Genomic DNA, 20,160 nt, shown 5'->3' with positions numbered 1-20,160 from the left:
CTTACCGGGTCGAATCTTGTGAGCTTGCGGACGGCGCGCCGGCGTTGCCGGATTTATCGGAGGCGCCGGCGGCGTCGGGTGCTTCAACGAGTTTGGCGCCCAACGCGGCGCCTACTGCGTCGCGCGTCTGGACGAACTCTTTCTCGAAGTCGAGCGTCTTGCGCGCGCTCGACATCGCCATCACGACGTTCGTGCCGTGCTCGGTGTCTTTAAGCCAGAACCAGAGGCGCCGTTCACGGATGTAGAACATCGAAAAGATGCCCAACACGAGGAGCAGGCTGCCAAGATACACGACTTTTTTGCCCGGCGCGCGCGTCAACTGAAATACCGAAGCTTGCACCTGCTTGAATGAGTCAAGCTGTAAATAGACCGGCGATCCATACAAAAAGCTGTCGGATATCGCGTTGATCGAGCTTTGGATGAAGCGGCTGGCGTCCGGATTGGCCGGCGCCTCGGGCTCGCCGAGTTGCTGGCGGGACAGTTGATACAGGTCCCACGTCGCGCCTTCCAGCATGCGCAACAGCAGGCCGGCGGCCTTTTCCTGCTCGCCCTTCGGCACCGAATGGTCGATAAAACCGGCAATAGCCTGGAAGCCGCCGACCGTCTGGCCGTTCGGCATCTTGATGCCGTTGTCCGCACCCGCAAAAAGGGTCAGCACCCGCAGCGCGCTTTCTTCGAGATGCTGTTGCAATTCCGCGTTCGAACCGGGCACCGAGCGCAGCGCGAAACGGTGAGCCGCCGAGGCGCGCATGGCCGGATCCTCGAGCGTGGCGCGCAGGTTCATCCATTCCTTGACGGTGGCGCCGTTGTCAGCGGGAATGCGCAGGTAGCGGAACGGATCGTCCGGATTCACGCGCATGCCGGCGAGGAACATCTTTTCGCCGGATACGTCGACCGGCAGCATGTAGTTGTTGTACTCGCGCGCCTGGCCGTCCTTGTCGCGCACCTTGTATTGCACCGATGGGCCGACGTTGTGCAGATCGAGCGGCTTCGAGGTCTTCGCGCCGGAGCCGAGGCGCTCGTCGAACGCTTCCTTCAGCGTACGCTGCGCCGCGACGCCGCGGGCGTCGGTCTGGCCGCTGCCGTTCTGGATGTTTTCGACGTTGATCGCGCGGAAATCGGTGAATTCGACCGTCTGGCCGTCGGCGAGCGGCGTGGCCGTGCCCAACGGCGCATTGCCGCCGATCGTGCCGCCGAACGGTGCGGTCTTCGCGCTTGCACCGCTCATCGGGTAGGCCGTCATCTGCATCTGCGAGCCGCCGTCCTGGAAGCTCGACTGATAAATCGATACGCCGTCGTAGGTGAACGGCTTGTTCACTTCGACTCGCGCCGGAACGCGCGCGCCGGTCTTGTGATCCACCACCACGATGTCGCTCGCGAACAGCTTCGGCATGCCCGTCGAGTAGTAATCGACGATGAACTTGTTCAGTTCGATCGAAAACGGCAGGTCCTGAATCAGCGAGCCGTCCGGCTGGTTGAGGATCGCCGTGGACACGTGCTGGCCTTCCGGCACCCACGCGTAGCCGCGGAACGTCGGATTGGACTGTGACAGGCGATGGTCCGGCGTGATGTCGTTGATCACCGTGTTGGCGCGGATCGGCGACTTGTCGAACAGCCACATTTGCAGCTTGATCGGCAGATTGCTGTCCAGCAGGCCGCCGAGACAGATCACCACGATCGCAATGTGAGCAGAGATGTAGCCGAACTTGGTCAAGGCGCCGCGCTTGGCGGCGATCAAGGTCGCGCCTTCGGACTCTCGCGTGACGAACTTGTAGCCGAGCTTCGCCGAGAGCTTGGCGAGCAACGTCGAGGTCTGCGCGCGGGAGGCATGCACCGCGAATTCGCCCTTGTGATGGAACGCGCGCAGGCTGCCTTCGCGAACCCTGTCCTTCCAGCTCTTCGCGTCGGCGACCATTTTCGGCGCATTGCGGATCACGCACAGCGACACCGACACCATCAGGAAACCGAGAATCAGCATGAACCACCACGAGCTGTACACCGTGTACAGGCTCAACGAGCGGAAGATGTCCGCCCAGAACGGGCCGAACTGATTGACGTAGTTGGGATACGGATCGTCCTGCGTGAGGACGGTGCCGATGATGCTGGCGATCGACAGAATCACGAGCAACGAAATGGCAAAACGCATCGAACTCAAGACTTCGACGACGCTGCGCATGACGCGATTGCCCGACTTCGACTGCAAACCCGACGTGGTGACGCTCATTCATACTCCGACTGAACAGCAAAAAAGGGTGAAGGGCTGTCGTAGGCACGACGCCCTCACCCTTTTCTTGTTTTGTACCGGCCTCGCCGGGCCGGTTGCACTTGCGTGCGGGCTTCCTAGTGCAAGCCCGCGATGTAATCGGCTACAGCCTTGATCTCGCTGTCCGACAGACGCGTTGCAATAGCATGCATCGCCTCGTTGTTGTTACGTGCGCCAGGACCTTGCGTGAACGCGGTCAACTGCGCCACCGTGTATTCCGCCCACTGCCCCGACAGCCGTGGATACTGCGACGGAATCCCTTGCCCGGTCGGCCCGTGGCAGCTTGCGCACGCCGGCACGCCCTTGTCGGCAATGCCGCCGCGATAAATCTTCTGGCCGAGCGGCACGGTGTCCTTGTTGTGCGCGTAGCCCGGCTTCGGGGTCTGCGCCGCGAAATAAGCTGCGACGTTGACCATATCCTGATCAGACAGTGCCGCCGCCATGCCCGCCATGATCGCATTGTTGCGCGCTGGCTGCTTGGCGCCCGGCTGGGTCTTGAAGTCCTTGAGTTGCTTGACGAGATACTCAGGGTGCTGGCCCGCCAGCTTCGGATACGCGCCGCCGGCACTGTTGCCGTCTGCCCCGTGACACGACGCGCACACCTGCACCGCGATTGCCTGCCCCCGATTGACGTCCGGCTTTGCCGGTTCTGCTGCTCGTGCCTGAATTGCCAAACCTGAAAGACCTGCCGCTACATGAAGCACCATCAGAGTCTTGCTCAGTCGATTCATTCGCACACCCTGTCTCGTCTTGTGGGATTTTTAGAGCGCCCCCAAACCTGCCGCTTCGCGCCAGGCCCGGCGTTTTTCTTGAAGGTTTTGCAAAATACGACGGCGACCGAGTGACCGCCAGGAGCCGCCAAGGCACGTGGGCTGGCCCCCTCAGGTTTTCAGTAAACCATCGTATTGTACAATAACTCGCTAATCGCTAAGACGCCAGTCGGGCTTGACCCGTCCCCACTCCGGGTTCCCCGGCGTCTCGAATCCTGGCCTGATCATGTCCTTCCTGCTCCACCAATCCCGCTTTTTCACGACCGTCAATCACTTGCGTGATCTGCCGGCCACTTCGCAACCCGAGATCGCCTTTGCGGGACGCTCGAACGCAGGCAAGTCGACGGCCATTAATATTCTGTGCAATCAGAAGCGATTGGCCTTCGCCAGTAAGACGCCGGGACGCACGCAGCATATCAATTACTTTTCGGTGGGCAAGGCGGACGAGCCGACCGCGCACCTGGTCGATCTGCCGGGTTACGGCTATGCGGAAGTGCCGGGCGCGGCCAAGGCACACTGGGAAGCGCTGCTGTCCACCTACCTGCAATCGCGCTCGCAATTGCGCGGCATGATCCTGATGATGGATTCACGCCGCCCGCTGACCGATCTGGACCGCCGCATGATCGAGTGGTTCGCGCCGACCGGCAAGCCGATCCACACGCTCCTGACCAAATGCGACAAATTGACGCGTCAGGAAAGCGTGAACGCGTTGCGCGCGACCCAGAAAGGTCTGGCTGAATATCGCACCGCCGGCTACCAGGGCGAACTAACCGCCCAGCTGTTCTCGGCGCTCAAACGCGTCGGCATCGACGAAGCGCACGAGCTGATCGAAAGCTGGCTGATCCCCGAGGCGAAGGGTGAAACGGACGCCGCTCAGTAAGCGAGGCGAACACCGCCGGACAAGGCAAAAACGCCATTCCGGCCGCCCATAAAAAAACCCGCCGCTTTAACGGCGGGTCAAACAGCCTAATCGAAAAACGACAGGCACCCGCTCAGGGAGGAGAAGCGGGGAGGTCAGCGCAAGGCGCCTTGCTCGATCGGTATGATATACCATTGTCTCGAAAAGTTTCCGGCAGCGGAGGCAGGCGTTACTTGTCCACTCCACACATCCACGTTTCTTCGATTCGCTATGAGCTTCTATCCGCACTACCGTCCGCGCCGCATGCGCCGCGACGACTTCTCGCGCCGTCTGATGCGGGAAAACATCCTCACCACCAACGATCTGATTTATCCCGTCTTTATCGTCGAAGGCACCAACGTGCGGCAAGCCGTGCCGTCGATGCCGGGCGTCGAGCGCGTGTCGGTCGACCTGCTGATGGGCGTGGCTGAACAATGCGTCGAACTGGGCGTGCCCGTGCTGTCGCTGTTCCCGGCGATCGAGCCGTCGCTGAAAACGCCCGATGGCCGCGAAGCGACCAACCCGGCCGGTTTGATTCCGCGCGCGGTTCGCGAACTCAAAAAGAACTTCCCCGGGCTGGGCGTGCTCACCGACGTGGCGCTCGATCCCTACACGAGCCACGGTCAGGACGGCGTGCTCGACGAAACCGGCTATGTGATCAACGACGAGACCGTCGAGATTCTGGTCGAACAGGCGCGCGCGCAGGCTGAAGCCGGCGTCGACATCGTTGCGCCTTCGGACATGATGGACGGCCGCATTGGCGCGATCCGCGAAATGCTCGAGAGCGAAGACCATATCCATACGCGGATCATGGCTTATGCGGCCAAGTTCGCGTCGGCGTTTTACGGCCCGTTCCGCGACGCCGTCGGTTCCGCGACGAACCTCGGCAAGAGCAACAAGATGACTTACCAGATGGATCCGGCCAATTCGAATGAGGCGCTGCGCGAAGTGCAAGCGGACATCAACGAAGGCGCGGACATGGTGATGGTCAAGCCCGGCATGCCGTATCTCGATATCGTGCGTCGCGTGAAGGACGAGTTCCAGTTCCCGACCTATGTGTATCAGGTGAGTGGCGAGTACGCGATGCTGAAGGCGGCCGCGCAGAACGGCTGGCTCGATCACGACAAGGCGATGATGGAATCGCTGCTGGCGTTCAAGCGGGCGGGCGCGGACGGCGTGCTGACCTATTTCGCGTTGGATGCCGCGCGGATTTTGCGCTCGCAGAAGTAAGGCGACGCGCCGCCCGGCGCCGTGACGAACCGCCGGTTTGCGTTACGCACCCGGCGCGTTCACCCGATCCAGACTGCGCAAAAATTTATCCGCGGACTCGTAGCCGACGACGCGCAGCACCTCCTTGCCACTCTGATCGAAAAAGATGATCCCCGGTGGCCCGAACAAACTGAAGCGCTTGAGCAGCATCTGATCGTCGACATTGTTGGCGGTCACGTCGGCGCGCAACAGATTCATCTGCTTCAATTTCGCTTGAACACGCGGATCGCTGAAGGTGAATTTCTCCATCTCTTTGCAGCTGACACACCAGTCCGCGTAAAAATCGAGCATGGCGGGCTGCGCAGCCGTTTTGACGGCCTGGTCAAGTTCATTCGATGAACGCACCGGGGCGAACGTCAAATCGCTCTGCGGCTCGCTGTCCGGCTTATTCGAAGTGTTCGCGACGCCCACTTCTCCGCCACGCGCCGCCAACACCGCAAGCGGGCGCAGCGGATCGGATGAGCCCGCCGCCAGCCCGACCAGCAGGACCGCAGCCCAGATGGCAAACGCCGCACCGATGCCTCGACCGAGCCGGCGCCACACGGAAGCCTCCGCTGTGGGTGCCGAGAACAAGCCGAGGGAGGCCGCGGCGATCAGCAGCCAGAGCGCGCTCAGTAGCATCGTCGCAGTCGCGCCAAGCACCGGCCAGACGATCCACAGGGCGGCCGCAAGCAGCACGACGCCGAAGAACACCTTAACGCTGTCCATCCATGCGCCGGCGCGCGGCAGCAGTGTGCCCGCGCCTAGACCGAGGATCAGCAGCGGCACGCCCAATCCCAATCCCATCGAAAACAGCGCCGCACCGCCGAGCACCGCGTCGCCTGTATGCGCGATGAACGCCAGCACCGCGAAGAGCGGTGCGGTCATGCAGGCGCCGACCACCAACGCGGACAGAGCGCCCATCACCGCAACGGCCGCAAACTTGCCCCCGGAGCGCCCGGTCGATGCACGCGAGACGCCGTCCTGCCAACGCTGCGGCAGCGCGATGTCGAACCCTGCAATCAGGGTCAGCGCGAAAATGGCCAACAGGACGCCAAAAGCGCCAAGCACCCAAGGGTTTTGCAGCCACGCGCCGAGACTCTGCCCGACCAGCGCGGCAGCGATGCCGAGCGCCGTGTACACGAGCGCCATGCCGATCACATAGGCCAACGACAGTGCGAATCCACGTGCACGCGTCACGCGCGCGCCTTCGCCGATGATGATCGCCGAGAGAATCGGAATCATTGGATACGAACACGGGAGCAGACTGAGCACGGCGCCGGCGACGAAATAGAGTCCGACGATCGCGAAGAAACCACCGCCTTGCAGCAGCGACTGCGCGTAGTCTGCGCTGGTGGCGCGGTCGTACCACGAGGTGGCCGCGGCAGCGGATTTCTGCGCAACTTCGGCGCCGGCGTCAGCCGCGCTGCCGGCCGACTGCAGAGCCGCGCCGCTCACGTGATACACGCGCTCCATCGGCGGATAGCAGATGCCGGCATCAGCACAGCCCTGCGACGTCACCGCCAGGTCGAACGGTCCGACCGCCTGTTTAACGGGAATCCGGATCGTCAGTTCGTTCCGATACGTCTCGACGTTCTTGTTAAAGGTCTGATCGAACTTGACGTGGCCAGCCGGCAATTGCGGCTCGCCGATCGTGGTCGTGCCGTTGCGCGTCGCGAAGGCGAAGCGCTCACGATACATGTAGTAGCCATCCGCGATTTTGTAGGTTACGTCGACTTCGCCGGGTTTCTCCGACGCGCTGAATTTGAACGCCACCGCAGGATCGAGAAAATCGTCCGCCGCGCGGGCGAGCGTGCCGAACTGCGCGAAGATCAGGCAACCAAGCAGGAAGAATACGGTGCGCAGTGCATTGCGCACGCGCCGATCGAGGCCGTTAAACATGAAGAGGACGTTGGGTTTCAGCAGTGATCCACTGGCCGTACGCGGCCGATGCCGTCGCTTGCCATGAGAGGATTTCCGGCGTGTCGTAGGGATGGTGAGCCTGAATGTACTGCTCGAGTTCGAGCGCGCGTGCCGCGCTGGTCTTGAACAGCAACTGGATTTCCTGCGCTGTTTCGATCGCGCCCTGCCAGTGATAGCTGGACTGCACGGTGCCTAACTGCGTGACACAGGCACATAGCCGCGCGGCCAAGGCATCTGCGGCAAGCTTCTGAGCCACGGCCGCATCCGGTACCGTTGTCAGAATCAAGGTCACATTCACGCTCACAGATGGCTCCGGCAAAGGCACGATTCAGGTGCCGATATCGTATCACCTAGCCTTGTCCGACCGCTGAGGGCTCTGCAGCGGCCACTCGGCAAATGGCCGCAACCATTGCGTTCTGGCGCTATAAACAAAAAAGCCAGGCTTGGCGCCTGGCTTTTTTAGATGCGAGGAAGCTTACTCAGCTTCTTGCACTTCAACTTCTTCAACTTCCGGACGGTCGAGCAGTTCGACCAGTGCCATCGGAGCGTTGTCGCCGACGCGGAAGCCGAACTTCAGAACGCGCAGATAGCCGCCCGGACGGGTAGCGTAACGCGGGCCCAGAACTTCGAACAGCTTCGTGACCGAGTCACGATCGCGCAGGCGGTTGAACGCCAGACGACGATTTGCCAGCGACGGCTTCTTGCCGAGCGTGATCAGCGGTTCGACAACTTTACGGAGTTCTTTCGCCTTCGGCAGCGTGGTCTTGATGACTTCGTGCTCGATCAGCGAATTGGACATATTACGGAGCATTGCCAGACGGTGGCTGCTCGTGCGGTTCAGTTTCCGCAAACCATGACGGTGACGCATGTTAATTCCTTCGATTCAGAGTTTTGGTCCAGCTCTTCTATCGCGCTCGAACTACCTGCGGTTTCCCAATGGTAGCGAGTGCACGGGCCGGTAGTGAAAAAAGACAAGACGCGGATTTTAAAGGAAAATCCGCGTCTTTGCCAGTGCAGCGACGGGTTCTGTCCCGGGATTACTTGTCGACTTACTTGTCCAACCCTGCCGGCGGCCAGTTTTCGAGTTTCATGCCGAGCGTCAAACCACGCGACGCCAGTACTTCCTTGATTTCGTTCAGCGACTTGCGACCCAGATTCGGCGTCTTCAGCAGCTCGTTTTCCGTGCGCTGGATCAGGTCGCCGATGTAGTAAATGTTCTCGGCCTTCAGGCAGTTCGCGGAACGAACCGTCAGTTCGAGATCATCGACCGGACGCAGCAGGATCGGATCGATCTGCGGCGCACGCGACGGCGCTTCAGCCGTTGCTTCGGTGCCTTCCAGTGCAGCGAAGACCGACAGTTGATCGACCAGAATGCGCGCCGATTGACGGATCGCTTCTTCCGGCGAAATCACGCCGTTGGTTTCGATGTTCATCACGAGCTTGTCGAGGTCGGTACGCTGTTCGACGCGAGCGCTTTCAACGGCGTAGCTCACGCGGCGAACCGGCGAGAACGACGCGTCCAGCACGATACGGCCGATGATCTTGGCCGACTCTTCGCCGTAACGACGCACGTTGCCCGGCACGTAGCCGCGGCCCTTCTCGACCTTGATCTGCACGTCGAGCTTGCCGCCCTTCGACAGATGCGCAATCACGTGATCCGGGTTGATCACTTCGCAATCGTGCGCGAGTTCGATGTCGCCAGCGGTGACAACGCCTTCGCCTTCCTTGCGCAGCGTAACCGTTACTTCGTCACGGTTATGCAGCTTGAAGACCACGCCCTTCAGGTTCAACAACAGGTTGACCACATCCTCTTGCACACCGTCGAGCGTCGAATACTCATGTACGACGCCTGCGATCGTCACTTCGGTCGGCGCGTAGCCCACCATCGACGACAGCAGCACACGCCGGAGCGCGTTACCCAAGGTGTGGCCGTAACCGCGTTCAAACGGTTCCATGACCACTTTCGCATGGCTCTCACCAAGCGATTCAACAGCGATGATCTTGGGCTTCAACAAACTGGTTTGCATAGGTTTTCCTTTTCAATACCCTCGGCTCGTTACACCGATAAGGCTGACCGGTAACAACCTGAAAATAAACAGCCGAGGCGCCCCCTTGCTCAGCGCAATCAGGGTGCCCCGGCCGTTAATCCGATTACCGCGAATACAATTCGACGATCAGGCTTTCGTTGATATCGCCAGCGATGTCGCTGCGTTCCGGCTTCTGCTTGAACGTGCCTTCGAACTTCTTCGAATCGACAGCGACCCAGCTCGGCAGACCGCCTTGCTCAGCCAGCGACAGCGCTTCGAGAATCCGCGCCTGCTTCTTCTTCGTTTCGCGCACCGCGACGACGTCGCCTGCCTTCACTTGCATCGACGGGATGTTCGACACCACGCCGTTCACGACGATCGCCTTGTGGCTCACGAGCTGACGTGCTTCAGCGCGCGTCGAGCCGAAGCCCATGCGATACACGACGTTGTCCAGACGCGATTCGAGCAACTGCAGCAGGTTTTCACCCGTGTTGCCCTTCAGGCGGTCGGCTTCAGCGAAGTAACGACGGAATTGACGCTCGAGGACACCGTAGATGCGCTTCACTTTTTGCTTTTCGCGCAGCTGCGTGCCGTAGTCGGACGTACGTGCGCCCGAGGTGCGGCCGTGTTGGCCGGGCTTGCTGTCAAGCTTGCACTTGTCAGCGAGCGAACGACGGGCGCTCTTCAGGAAAAGGTCAGTGCCTTCACGGCGGGACAGCTTGGCCTTAGGGCCGATATAACGTGCCACGTTGATTCCTTCAGTGATTAATCACGCGAATGCGTGCACTCGCGCTAGTCCGAGCCCTTTGGGCCGAACGGTGGGCTTAGTCAATTCAATAGCGCAAGCAGCCTGCCGCCGCGCAGGGCGGCAACAGGCGCAAGCAATACTAGCGTCTTAGATACGACGACGCTTCGGCGGACGGCAGCCGTTGTGCGGGACCGGGGTCACGTCGGAGATCGCAGTGATCTTGATGCCAAGACCATGCAACGCGCGCACCGCCGACTCACGGCCAGGACCGGGGCCCTTGATCCGCACTTCGAGGTTCTTCACGCCGTATTCCATCGCCACGCGGCCAGCCGATTCGGCTGCCACCTGGGCTGCAAACGGGGTCGATTTACGCGAACCCTTGAAGCCCTGACCACCCGACGTTGCCCAAGCAAGTGCATTGCCTTGACGATCGGTGATCGTGATGATGGTGTTGTTGAACGACGCGTGAACGTGAACCACGCCCTCGGCGACGTTCTTCTTGACCTTCTTGCGAACGCGTTGCGCCGCGGAGTTGTTCGAAGCCTTAGCCATTACGTTTTCCTGTAACTGTCAGTTCCGCTTACTTCTTCAGCGATTGCGCTGCACGACGCGGACCCTTGCGCGTACGGGCATTCGTACGCGTACGTTGGCCGCGCAGGGGCAAGCCCTTACGATGCCGAACGCCACGGTAGCAGCCGAGATCCATCAGGCGCTTGATGTTCATCGTCGTTTCACGGCGCAGATCGCCTTCAACGATGAACTTGCCGACTTCTTCACGCAGCTTTTCGAGGTCTGCGTCGTTCAGGTCTTTGACCTTCTTCGAAAATGCCACACCAGCAGCGACGCAAATGTCGCGCGAGCGCGTGCGGCCGACACCGTAAATAGCCGTGAGGCCGATTTCGGTATGCTGGTGATTCGGGATGTTAACCCCTGCGATACGAGCCATTGTTTTTCCTCAAACAAAAAGCGCAAGCAAAAGCGCGGCGTTCAGCCTTGACGCTGTTTGTGGCGCGGATCAGAGCTGCAAATCACGCGCACAACGCCTTTGCGCTTGATGATCTTGCAATTGCGGCAAATGCGCTTAACCGATGCCATCACTTTCATGATATTACCCTTTTTTCAAATCACTTCGCCCGGAACACGATCCGCGCACGCGACAGATCGTAAGGCGTCAATTCAACCGTCACCTTGTCGCCCGGCAAGATTCGGATGTAGTGCATCCGCATCTTCCCGGATATGTGTCCCAATACGACATGGCCGTTTTCCAGCTTCACCCTGAAGGTAGCGTTAGGCAGGTTTTCGATGACTTCACCCTGCATCTGGATAACATCGTCTTTGGCCATAAGTCCTTTCAACGCATCGGGACGCCGCCGCCTTTGAAATTAGCTTTCTTCAGCAGCGATTCATACTGTTGCGACATAACGTACGACTGCACCTGCGCCATGAAATCCATTGTGACGACGACAATGATCAGCAGCGACGTTCCACCAAAATAAAACGGCACGTTCCAGCGCAGCACCAAAAACTCGGGCAGCAGACAAACAAACACGATGTAGATCGCACCGGCCAGCGTCAGACGCGTGAGGATGCGGTCGATATATCGCGCCGTTTGATCGCCCGGGCGGATGCCTGGGACGAAAGCGCCACTCTTTTTCAGGTTGTCGGCCGTCTCTCTGCTGTTGAACACCAGTGCGGTGTAGAAGAAACAGAAGAAAACGATCGCCAACGCGTACAGCAACACGTACACGGGTTGACCGGGCTTGAGGGCTTCGGCCACGTTGTGCAACGTGTCTGCGAACCAGCCGGTACGCGACCCCGAACTAAACCAGTTCAGGATAGTTGCCGGGAAGAGAATGATCGACGATGCAAAGATCGGCGGAATCACGCCCGACATGTTCAGCTTCAACGGCAGATGCGAAGACTGTCCGCCGTAAATCTTGTTACCGACTTGCCGCTTCGCGTAGTTCACAAGAATCTTGCGCTGGCCGCGTTCGATGAACACCACCAGATACGTCACAGCAGCAATCAGCGCGACGACGATAATCGCGGATATCGGGCTCATCGAACCGGTTTGCACCAGCGAAACAAGACCACCGATCGCATTCGGGAAACCCGCTGCAATCCCGCCGAAAATAATGATCGAGATACCGTTGCCAAGCCCGCGTTCCGTGATCTGCTCACCTAGCCACATCAGGAACATCGTGCCGGTCACCAGCGTCACGACCGTCGTCAACCGAAAAACCATCCCCGGGTCGATCACGAGACCAGGCTGATTTTCCAGCGCCACGGCAATGCCGAAGGCCTGGAACGTTGCCAGCAGGACCGTAAAGATACGCGTGTACTGCGTAATCTTCCGTTGACCTGCCTGCCCTTCTTTTTTCAGCGCTTCGAGCTGCGGCGAGACAATCGCCAGCAACTGCATGATGATCGACGCCGAAATATACGGCATGATCCCCAGCGCAAAAATCGTGAACCGCGAAAGTGCGCCACCCGAGAACATGTTGAACATGCCAAGGATGCCGCCCGACTGGCTTTGGAACAACTTTGCCAGCTGGTCCGGGTCAATACCCGGCACCGGAATATGCGCGCCGATACGGTAGACGATCAGCGCCAGCAGCAGGAACACTGCTCGCCGACGCAGATCGCCGAACTTCGCCGCGCTGCGACCGGGTTTTGCGAGACTCGGGCTGTTAGCCAAGTACCTTCTCCGATGCAAATGCTAGTGACGGCAAATAACTTGCGCGTTACTCGGCAAAAGAGCCGCCGGCTGCTTCAATAGCAGCGCGCGCACCCTTCGTCGCACCCAGACCCTTCACAACGACCTTGCGCTTGAGCTCGCCCGTCGCGATGATCTTGGCGCTCTTGATCAGCTCGCCGACCAAGCCGGCTTGCTTCAGAGCCAGCAGATCGATTTCGTCGACCGGCAGCTTTTCCAGATCCGAGAGACGCACTTCACCGACGAATTCCTTCGTCAGCGAGGTGAAGCCACGCTTCGGCAGGCGACGTTGCAGCGGCATTTGACCGCCTTCGAAGCCAACCTTGTGAAAGCCGCCCGAACGCGACTTCTGACCCTTGTGACCACGGCCAGCGGTTTTGCCGAGGCCGGAGCCGATGCCGCGACCAACGCGACGCTTTGCGTGCTTCGCGCCTTCAGCCGGCTTCAGGTTATTCAATTCCATTATCAACTCCTTGAGTCCTGGTCAGCCGCTTAGCTGATGACCTTAACGAGGTACGAAACCTTGTTGATCATGCCGCGCACAGCCGGCGTGTCCTGCAACTCGCTAACCGAGTTGAGTCGGCGCAGGCCCAAGCCACGCACCGTTGCACGGTGCGTTTCACGGGTGCCGATCAGGCTCTTGACGAGCTGGACCTTGACAGTTTTATCAGACATGGTGTCCACCTTAGCCCAGAATATCTTCGACGGACTTGCCGCGCTTCGCCGCGATGTCGCCCGGCGTGGACTGCTTGCGCAGACCGTCGAGCGTTGCACGAACGAGGTTGTACGGGTTCGTCGAACCGTGGCTCTTGGCCACAACGTTCTGCACGCCCATCACGTCGAACACTGCGCGCATCGGGCCGCCAGCGATCACACCGGTACCGTCCTTGGCCGGGGCCAGGAGGACCATCGATGCGCCGTGCTTACCGTGCACTTCGTGTTGCAGGGTACCGTTCTTGAGCGGCACCTTGAACATGTTGCGGCGAGCCTGTTCCATCGCCTTCTGAACAGCGACCGGCACTTCCTTCGCCTTGCCCTTGCCCATACCGACGCGGCCATCACCGTCGCCAACCACGGTCAGTGCGGCGAAACCGAGAATCCGGCCACCCTTCACGACCTTGGTCACGCGGTTGACCGAAATCATTTTTTCACGAAGGCCGTCGTCGCGTTCGTCAGCCTGAACTTTCGCTTGCATCTTTGCCATGACGAATTCTTCCCTTAGAACTTGAGTCCGGCTTCGCGCGCCGCATCAGCCAGCGCTTTCACGCGGCCGTGGTAACGGAAACCCGAACGGTCGAAGGCGACGGATTCGATGCCGGCAGCCTTAGCCTTTTCTGCGATGCGCTTACCGATCAGCGTAGCAGCGGCGACGTTGCCGCCCTTGCCCGTTTGATCAGCCAGTTGCGCACGCACTTCGGCCTCGAGCGTCGACGCGCTGGCGAGCACCTTGGTGCCGCACGGCGAGAACACTTGCGCATAGATGTGCGTGTTCGTGCGATGCACGGCGAGACGCGCGACCTGCAGCTCAGCGATCTTGATACGCGTCTGACGAGCGCGGCGCAGGCGAGATTGAGTCTTATCCATGATTGCGCACCCTTACTTCTTCTTCGTTTCTTTGAGGATCACAACCTCGTTGGCGTAACGCACACCCTTGCCCTTGTAGGGCTCCGGCGGGCGATAGCCGCGCACTTCTGCAGCGACCTGGCCAACTTGTTGCTTATTGATCCCCTTGATCACGATTTCGGTTTGCGTCGGGGTTTCAGCCTTGACGCCTTCCGGCATCTGGTGCACCACGGGGTGCGAGAAACCCAGCGACAGATTCAGCTTGTCGCCTTGCGCTTGTGCGCGGTAACCGACGCCAACCAGCGTCAGCTTGCGCTCGAAACCCTTCGTCACGCCGTTCACCATGTTCGCAACCAGTGCGCGCATCGTGCCCGACATCGCATTCGCTTCGCGGCTTTCGTCAACCGGCTCGAACTTCAGCGTGCCGTTGTCGTTCACCACCTTCACGAGGCTGTTAGCAGCCTGCGAAATCGTACCCAGCGGGCCCTTGACGGTAATGCGATCGTCGCTCAGGGCCACTTCGGCGCCTTGCAGCGCGACCGGGCTTTTACCTACTCGAGACATGTTTCTCTCCTTTCGGCCTTAAGCGACGTAGCAGATGACTTCGCCGCCAACGCCCGTTGCGCGCGCCTTGCGGTCCGTCATCACGCCCTTCGGCGTCGACACGATTGCCACGCCGAGGCCATTCATGACCACAGGGATGTCGTTACGGCCGCGGTACACACGCAGACCAGGCTTCGAAACGCGTTCAATGCGCTCGATGACCGGGCGGCCAGCGTAGTACTTCAACACGATGTTCAATTCAGACTTCGCACCTTCGGACTTCACTGCGAAATCATCGATATAGCCTTCGTCCTTCAGGACCTGCGCAATCGCAACCTTGACTTTCGACGAGGGCATAGTCACCGAGACTTTCTCAACCATCTGCGCATTGCGGATGCGAGTCAGCATATCGGCGATAGGATCACTCATGCTCATTTACGTTTCTCCTATTACCAGCTCGCCTTGGTCAGGCCAGGGATCTCGCCGCGGAACGCGATTTCGCGAATCTTGTTACGCGCCAGCCCGAATTTACGGAACGTGCCACGCGGGCGACCGGTAATTGCGCAGCGGTTGCGCTTACGGGTCGGGTTAGAGTTGCGCGGCAGTTGTTGCAGTTCGAGACGTGCTGCGTAGTGCTCTTCGTCCGACTTGCTCATATCGCCGATAATCGCTTTCAGCTCAGCACGCTTGGGCGCGTACTTAGCGGCCAGGCGAGCACGCTTCTTTTCACGTTCGATCAGTGCCAGTTTAGCCACGGTAACCTCAGTTTCTGAACGGGAACTTGAAGCTGGCGAGCAGAGCCTTTGCTTCGTCGTCGGTCTTCGCAGTCGTCGTGATGCTGATGTTCAGCCCACGCAGTGCGTCGATCTTGTCGTAGTCGATTTCGGGGAAAATGATCTGCTCTTTCACACCGATGTTGTAGTTGCCGCGACCATCGAACGCACGACCCGACACGCCACGGAAGTCACGCACACGGGGGAGCGCGACCGTCACGAAACGGTCCAGAAATTCGTACATTGCCTGACCACGCAACGTGACCATTGCACCGATCGGATAGCCTTGACGGATCTTGAAGCCAGCGATTGCCTTGCGTGCCTTCGTGATCACCGGCTTCTGGCCTGCGATCTTCGTCAGGTCGCCAACGGCGTTTTCGATGATCTTCTTGTCAGCAACCGCTTCGCCAAGGCCCATGTTCAGGGTGATCTTGGTGATGCGCGGCACTTCCATCACGGACTTGTAACCGAACTTCTCGATGAGGCCGGGTACAACCTTCTCTTTGTAAAACTCTTGCAAACGAGCCATTTTTTTACTCCGCAGCGTCAGGCGCTCAGCTCGGCACCGGTCGTCTTAAGGAAACGGACTTTCTTGTCTCCTTCGACCTTGATGCCTACACGCGACGCCTTGCCATTCGCGTCGACCAATGCGACGTTCGAAATTTGCAGCGGCATCGTCTTGGCTTCCACACCGCCCGTCGTACCCTTCATCGGGTTCGGCTTGACGTGTTTCTTGACGAGGTTGATACCCTCGACAATCACTTTGCCTTCGCCAACGGACAGCACGACGCCGCGCTTGCCTTTATCTTTGCCGGTGATGACGATAACTTCGTCACCCTTGCGAATCTTGTTCATCGCGACTCCTTACAGCACTTCAGGTGCCAACGAAACGATCTTCATGAATCGTTCGCTGCGCAACTCGCGCGTGACAGGCCCGAAAATACGGGTGCCAATAGGTTCGAGCTTGGCATTCAACAACACAGCGGCGTTGCCATCGAACTTGATCAGCGAGCCGTCCTGACGGCGCACGCCCTTGGCGGTGCGAACCACCACGGCGTTGTAAATTTCGCCTTTCTTCACGCGCCCGCGCGGCGTTGCTTCTTTGACGGTCACCTTGATGATGTCGCCAATGCTGGCATAACGACGCTTCGAGCCGCCGAGCACCTTGATGCACATGACTTCACGCGCACCCGTGTTGTCGGCCACTTCAAGCCGAGTTTCGGTCTGGATCATGGTTTATCTTTCCCAACTTAATCCGGCCACACCACCATGGCGTACCCGGTCAGTCTTGGTCCCGTCAGCCAATCGGCTGCTTGGGTATGAACAGCAGCGACGGCAAACGAAACCCGCCATCGCAATCCGGTGAATCCTTCGGAACAGACTGGCGCCTGAACCGCTTCCCCCACCAACTTCGCCCGCGACGGGGCTCCCATAAAAGAGGGAAGACCGAGATTATAACAAATAATCCCGGCCTTGCAAGCGAAACTTACTGCGATTTCAATTACTTCTACAACTTTGCGGCGTCAGATGACGCGAGCAGCCTCGACCAAGCGAGCCACAACCCAAGCTTTCGTCTTCGAAATCGGACGCGTTTCCTGGATTTCAACGAGGTCACCCTCGTTGTACGTGTTCGCATCGTCGTGCGCATGGTACTTCTTCGAACGCACAACGTACTTGCCGTAGATCGGGTGCTTCACGCGGTGCTCAACCAGCACGGTGACCGTCTTGTCCATCTTGTTGCTGACGACCTTGCCGACCAGCGTCCGCTTGAGCGAGGTTTTTACGCTATCGTTCATTTCTGGTTCGCCTTCTCAGTCAGGACGGTCCGCACACGTGCGATGTCGCGACGAACCTTCTTCAGCTGGCTCGTGTTCGTGAGCTGCTGGGTCGCGAGTTGCATGCGCAGGCCGAATTGCGCCTTCAACAGGTCCGACAGCTCCTTGTTGAGCGCGGCCTGATCTTTCTGGTGAAGTTCGGAAGCCTTCATCATTTGCTCCTTAGGCGCCGAGCTGACGCACGATAAACGTCGTCTTGAGCGGCAGCTTAGCTGCAGCCAGACGGAACGCTTCGCGTGCCAGCTCTTCGGTTACGCCGTCCATTTCGTACAGCATCTTGCCCGGTTGAATCTCTGCGACGTAGTACTCAGGGTTACCTTTACCGTTACCCATACGTACTTCAGCCGGCTTGTGCGAGATCGGCTTGTCCGGGAAGATGCGGATCCAGATGCGGCCACCACGCTTGATGTGACGCGTCATTGCACGACGTGCCGCTTCAATCTGGCGCGCGGTCAAGCGACCACGACCGATAGCCTTCAGGCCGAACTCACCGAACGACACCGCGTTGCCGCGGGTAGCGATACCGGTGTTACGACCCTTCTGCTCTTTGCGATACTTTCTGCGTTTCGGTTGCAGCATCGTTATTCTCCAGTCTTCCCGCCGTCGCCGGCACCGCCAGCACGACGAGGAGCGCCACGGCGTGCACCTGCCGGGCCACCACCTTCACCATCGCGACGCGGACGGCGATCGCCACCCGGACGTGCGTTGCGGCGCGGACGCTTTTCTTCGGCGACTTCTTCAACCACCGGTGCGTCGTTGCGGCCGAGCGTATCGCCCTTGTAGACCCACACCTTCACGCCGATGATGCCGTACGTCGTCTTCGCTTCCGAAGTTGCGTAGTCGATATCAGCACGCAGCGTATGAAGCGGCACGCGACCTTCGCGATACCATTCCGTACGAGCGATTTCGATACCGTTCAGGCGGCCAGCGCTCATGATCTTGATGCCTTGAGCACCCAGACGCATTGCGTTTTGCATCGCACGCTTCATCGCGCGGCGGAACATAATCCGGCGCTCGAGCTGTTGCGTGATCGAATCCGCGATCAGTTGCGCATCGGTTTCCGGCTTGCGGATTTCTTCGATGTTGACGTGGACCGGAACGCCCATGCGGCGTTGCAGTTCCGACTTCAGCAGCTCGATATCCTCACCCTTCTTACCGATGACCACACCCGGACGCGAGCTATAAATCGTGATGCGCGCGTTTTTTGCCGGACGCTCGATGACGACGCGACCAACCGAAGCGTTCTTCAGCTTCTTCTTCAGGTATTCACGAACACCGATGTCTTCCTGCAACATCGCCGCGAAATTGTTGTTGTTCGCGTACCAACGCGACGCCCAATTGCGGCTGACGGCCAAACGGAAGCCAGTCGGATGAATTTTCTGTCCCATCGTATGACCCCTTAATTCCCGACCGTCACAGTGATGTGACAGGATTGCTTCTCGATGCGGTTACCGCGGCCTTTAGCGCGCGCGGTAAAACGCTTGAGCGACGCAGCCTTGTCGATGTAGATGCTCGTGATCTTGAGCTCATCGATATCGGCGCCTTCGTTATGCTCCGCATTCGCGATCGCCGACAGCACGACCTTTTTCACGATTCCCGCAGCCTTCTTCGGCGAAAACGTCAGAACGTTCAGCGCCTTGTCGACCGGCAAACCGCGGATCTGGTCAGCCACAAGGCGCGTTTTCTGCGCCGAGATGCGGGCACCGCGATGAATTGCTTTCACTTCCATCATGAGCCCCTTATTTCTTAGCCTTCTTGTCGGCTGCATGACCCTTGAACGTACGGGTCAGTGCGAACTCGCCAAGCTTGTGGCCGACCATGTTTTCCGAGATGTACACCGGAACGTGTTGACGGCCGTTGTGAACGGCGATCGTCAGACCGATGAAATCCGGGAGGATCGTCGAGCGACGCGACCAGGTTTTGATCGGCTTCTTATCCCGCGAAGCTGCTGCCGCCTCAACTTTCTTCAGCAAATGGGCGTCGCAGAACGGACCTTTTTTTACAGAACGTGCCATTGCCTACTCCTTAACGCTTGTGACGGCGCTGGACGATCATGCTCGTCGTGCGCTTGTTGCTGCGGGTGCGATAACCCTTAGCAGGCGTGCCCCACGGGCTCACCGGATCGCGACCTGCAGCCGTCTTGCCTTCACCACCACCGTGCGGGTGATCGACCGGGTTCATTGCAACGCCACGCACCGTCGGGCGGATACCGCGCCAGCGGTTCGCGCCAGCCTTACCGATTTGACGGAGGCTGTGCTCTTCGTTGCCAACTTCACCAATCGTCGCGCGGCATTCAACGTGAACGCGGCGGATTTCACCCGAGCGCAGGCGGACCTGTGCGTAGATGCCTTCACGAGCCAGCAGCATCGCCGACGTGCCAGCCGAACGCGCCATTTGCGCGCCCTTGCCCGGCAGCATTTCGATGCAGTGAATCGTCGTACCGACTGGAATGTTGCGGATCGGCAGCGTGTTGCCTGCGCGGATCGGAGCTTCCGAACCCGACATCAACTGCTGGCCAACCGTCACACCCTTCGGAGCGATGATGTACTTGCGCTCGCCGTCTGCGTACAGAACCAGCGCGATGTTCGCGCTACGGTTCGGATCGTACTCAAGACGTTCGACCTTTGCCGGAATGCCGTCCTTGTTGCGACGGAAGTCGACGACACGATAGTGATGCTTATGACCACCGCCCTTATGACGGGTGGTGATGTGACCGTTGTTGTTACGGCCGGCGGTCGTGGATTGCGAGTCGAGCAGCGGTGCGTACGGCTTGCCCTTATGCAGATCCTTGTTGACCACCTTGACCATCGCACGGCGGCCCGGCGAAGTCGGCTTAACTTTAACGATTGCCAT

General features: G+C 59.5%; 31 protein-coding genes. 2 read left to right on the top strand and 29 right to left on the bottom strand.

All coding sequences use genetic code 11. From position 1 onward, the window contains the following. Position 1: 1 nt before the first annotated feature. Positions 2-2,224: a cytochrome c biogenesis protein ResB gene (locus P0D96_RS29750; RefSeq protein WP_408317040.1), complete on the bottom strand. Its 2,223-nt coding sequence runs from the start codon at positions 2,222-2,224 to the stop codon at positions 2-4. A 116-nt stretch (positions 2,225-2,340) separates the two neighbouring features. Next, positions 2,341-2,994, bottom strand: a complete 654-nt coding sequence (locus P0D96_RS29745; RefSeq protein WP_408179040.1) for a c-type cytochrome — start codon at positions 2,992-2,994, stop codon at positions 2,341-2,343. 265 nt (positions 2,995-3,259) lie between these two features. On the opposite strand from P0D96_RS29745, the gene yihA reads away from it, so the two are divergent. Together yihA and hemB are read left to right on the top strand one after the other, a co-directional pair. After that, complete coding sequence (gene yihA, locus P0D96_RS29740; protein WP_408179039.1) at positions 3,260-3,913, top strand: ribosome biogenesis GTP-binding protein YihA/YsxC; 654 nt, start codon at positions 3,260-3,262, stop codon at positions 3,911-3,913. A 249-nt stretch (positions 3,914-4,162) separates the two neighbouring features. Then, the gene (hemB, locus tag P0D96_RS29735; protein ID WP_132376702.1) at positions 4,163-5,161 is read left to right on the top strand and encodes a porphobilinogen synthase; all 999 of its coding nucleotides are present in this window, start codon (positions 4,163-4,165) and stop codon (positions 5,159-5,161) included. A gap of 42 nt (positions 5,162-5,203) precedes the next feature. Here hemB and dsbD read toward each other — a convergent pair whose 3' ends face one another. From dsbD to rplB, 27 genes are all read right to left on the bottom strand, one after another. Continuing rightward, entirely contained in the window at positions 5,204-7,081 is a 1,878-nt protein-coding gene (gene dsbD, locus P0D96_RS29730) for a protein-disulfide reductase DsbD (RefSeq protein ID WP_408317038.1), read from the bottom strand. Beyond that, positions 7,074-7,406, bottom strand: a complete 333-nt coding sequence (gene cutA, locus P0D96_RS29725; protein ID WP_408179037.1) for a divalent-cation tolerance protein CutA — start codon at positions 7,404-7,406, stop codon at positions 7,074-7,076. The genes dsbD and cutA overlap by 8 nt, the downstream gene beginning before the upstream one ends. Positions 7,407-7,577: 171 nt before the next feature. Beyond that, on the bottom strand, positions 7,578-7,970 hold the full coding sequence (gene rplQ, locus P0D96_RS29720) for a 50S ribosomal protein L17 (RefSeq protein WP_006052227.1): 393 nt from the start codon (positions 7,968-7,970) through the stop codon (positions 7,578-7,580). A gap of 181 nt (positions 7,971-8,151) precedes the next feature. Continuing rightward, positions 8,152-9,129 carry a DNA-directed RNA polymerase subunit alpha gene (locus P0D96_RS29715; protein ID WP_028199575.1) on the bottom strand — a complete coding sequence of 326 codons (978 nt, stop codon included), beginning with the start codon at positions 9,127-9,129 and terminating at the stop codon, positions 8,152-8,154. 124 nt (positions 9,130-9,253) lie between these two features. Then, positions 9,254-9,877, bottom strand: coding sequence for a 30S ribosomal protein S4 (gene rpsD / locus P0D96_RS29710; protein ID WP_106284146.1), 624 nt, complete (start codon positions 9,875-9,877; stop codon positions 9,254-9,256). 147 nt (positions 9,878-10,024) lie between these two features. Continuing rightward, positions 10,025-10,429 (bottom strand): 30S ribosomal protein S11, encoded by a 405-nt coding sequence (gene rpsK, locus P0D96_RS29705; RefSeq protein WP_006052224.1) that lies wholly within the window; start codon positions 10,427-10,429, stop codon positions 10,025-10,027. A gap of 28 nt (positions 10,430-10,457) precedes the next feature. After that, complete coding sequence (gene rpsM, locus P0D96_RS29700; RefSeq protein ID WP_012434566.1) at positions 10,458-10,823, bottom strand: 30S ribosomal protein S13; 366 nt, start codon at positions 10,821-10,823, stop codon at positions 10,458-10,460. Between the two features lie 41 nt (positions 10,824-10,864). After that, a complete protein-coding gene (rpmJ, locus tag P0D96_RS29695; protein ID WP_004199844.1) occupies positions 10,865-10,981 on the bottom strand; it encodes a 50S ribosomal protein L36 in 117 nt (38 codons plus the stop codon). Positions 10,982-11,001: 20 nt separating this feature from the next. Next, positions 11,002-11,220, bottom strand: coding sequence for a translation initiation factor IF-1 (gene infA, locus P0D96_RS29690; protein ID WP_004521905.1), 219 nt, complete (start codon positions 11,218-11,220; stop codon positions 11,002-11,004). An 8-nt stretch (positions 11,221-11,228) separates the two neighbouring features. Beyond that, a complete protein-coding gene (gene secY, locus P0D96_RS29685) occupies positions 11,229-12,575 on the bottom strand; it encodes a preprotein translocase subunit SecY (protein WP_011490049.1) in 1,347 nt (448 codons plus the stop codon). 46 nt (positions 12,576-12,621) lie between these two features. Then, complete coding sequence (gene rplO, locus P0D96_RS29680; protein WP_011490050.1) at positions 12,622-13,056, bottom strand: 50S ribosomal protein L15; 435 nt, start codon at positions 13,054-13,056, stop codon at positions 12,622-12,624. A 29-nt stretch (positions 13,057-13,085) separates the two neighbouring features. Next, the gene (rpmD, locus tag P0D96_RS29675; protein WP_007180126.1) at positions 13,086-13,268 is read right to left on the bottom strand and encodes a 50S ribosomal protein L30; all 183 of its coding nucleotides are present in this window, start codon (positions 13,266-13,268) and stop codon (positions 13,086-13,088) included. A 10-nt stretch (positions 13,269-13,278) separates the two neighbouring features. Then, positions 13,279-13,797 carry a 30S ribosomal protein S5 gene (rpsE, locus tag P0D96_RS29670; RefSeq protein WP_006052219.1) on the bottom strand — a complete coding sequence of 173 codons (519 nt, stop codon included), beginning with the start codon at positions 13,795-13,797 and terminating at the stop codon, positions 13,279-13,281. 14 nt (positions 13,798-13,811) lie between these two features. Further along, positions 13,812-14,177: a 50S ribosomal protein L18 gene (gene rplR / locus P0D96_RS29665; RefSeq protein ID WP_006052218.1), complete on the bottom strand. Its 366-nt coding sequence runs from the start codon at positions 14,175-14,177 to the stop codon at positions 13,812-13,814. Between the two features lie 12 nt (positions 14,178-14,189). Then, a complete protein-coding gene (rplF, locus tag P0D96_RS29660) occupies positions 14,190-14,720 on the bottom strand; it encodes a 50S ribosomal protein L6 (protein ID WP_132376698.1) in 531 nt (176 codons plus the stop codon). An 18-nt stretch (positions 14,721-14,738) separates the two neighbouring features. Further along, positions 14,739-15,134 (bottom strand): 30S ribosomal protein S8, encoded by a 396-nt coding sequence (gene rpsH, locus P0D96_RS29655; RefSeq protein ID WP_006052216.1) that lies wholly within the window; start codon positions 15,132-15,134, stop codon positions 14,739-14,741. A 14-nt stretch (positions 15,135-15,148) separates the two neighbouring features. Further along, complete coding sequence (gene rpsN, locus P0D96_RS29650; RefSeq protein WP_006052215.1) at positions 15,149-15,454, bottom strand: 30S ribosomal protein S14; 306 nt, start codon at positions 15,452-15,454, stop codon at positions 15,149-15,151. A 7-nt stretch (positions 15,455-15,461) separates the two neighbouring features. Beyond that, the gene (gene rplE / locus P0D96_RS29645; RefSeq protein ID WP_006052214.1) at positions 15,462-16,001 is read right to left on the bottom strand and encodes a 50S ribosomal protein L5; all 540 of its coding nucleotides are present in this window, start codon (positions 15,999-16,001) and stop codon (positions 15,462-15,464) included. Positions 16,002-16,018: 17 nt separating this feature from the next. Continuing rightward, positions 16,019-16,327 (bottom strand): 50S ribosomal protein L24, encoded by a 309-nt coding sequence (gene rplX / locus P0D96_RS29640; RefSeq protein WP_006052213.1) that lies wholly within the window; start codon positions 16,325-16,327, stop codon positions 16,019-16,021. Positions 16,328-16,336: 9 nt separating this feature from the next. Further along, complete coding sequence (rplN, locus tag P0D96_RS29635; protein WP_006052212.1) at positions 16,337-16,705, bottom strand: 50S ribosomal protein L14; 369 nt, start codon at positions 16,703-16,705, stop codon at positions 16,337-16,339. Between the two features lie 290 nt (positions 16,706-16,995). Further along, entirely contained in the window at positions 16,996-17,268 is a 273-nt protein-coding gene (gene rpsQ / locus P0D96_RS29630; RefSeq protein WP_007180129.1) for a 30S ribosomal protein S17, read from the bottom strand. After that, positions 17,265-17,459 (bottom strand): 50S ribosomal protein L29, encoded by a 195-nt coding sequence (rpmC, locus tag P0D96_RS29625; protein WP_007180130.1) that lies wholly within the window; start codon positions 17,457-17,459, stop codon positions 17,265-17,267. Before rpmC ends, rpsQ begins: the two co-directional genes overlap by 4 nt. Positions 17,460-17,469: 10 nt before the next feature. Beyond that, positions 17,470-17,886 (bottom strand): 50S ribosomal protein L16, encoded by a 417-nt coding sequence (rplP, locus tag P0D96_RS29620; RefSeq protein ID WP_007180131.1) that lies wholly within the window; start codon positions 17,884-17,886, stop codon positions 17,470-17,472. Positions 17,887-17,888: 2 nt separating this feature from the next. Then, positions 17,889-18,695: a 30S ribosomal protein S3 gene (rpsC, locus tag P0D96_RS29615; RefSeq protein WP_011490053.1), complete on the bottom strand. Its 807-nt coding sequence runs from the start codon at positions 18,693-18,695 to the stop codon at positions 17,889-17,891. A gap of 11 nt (positions 18,696-18,706) precedes the next feature. After that, positions 18,707-19,039, bottom strand: a complete 333-nt coding sequence (gene rplV / locus P0D96_RS29610; protein ID WP_007180133.1) for a 50S ribosomal protein L22 — start codon at positions 19,037-19,039, stop codon at positions 18,707-18,709. A gap of 7 nt (positions 19,040-19,046) precedes the next feature. Next, entirely contained in the window at positions 19,047-19,322 is a 276-nt protein-coding gene (rpsS, locus tag P0D96_RS29605) for a 30S ribosomal protein S19 (protein WP_004199273.1), read from the bottom strand. A 10-nt stretch (positions 19,323-19,332) separates the two neighbouring features. Next, positions 19,333-20,160, bottom strand: coding sequence for a 50S ribosomal protein L2 (rplB, locus tag P0D96_RS29600; RefSeq protein WP_132376697.1), 828 nt, complete (start codon positions 20,158-20,160; stop codon positions 19,333-19,335).

Origin of the sequence: Paraburkholderia sp. RL17-347-BIC-D, from assembly GCF_046027915.1 — a bacterium.
Lineage (GTDB): Bacteria > Pseudomonadota > Gammaproteobacteria > Burkholderiales > Burkholderiaceae > Paraburkholderia.
The sequence above is the reverse complement of the archived record's forward strand: the minus strand, read 5'-3'. Positions and strand labels throughout refer to the sequence as shown.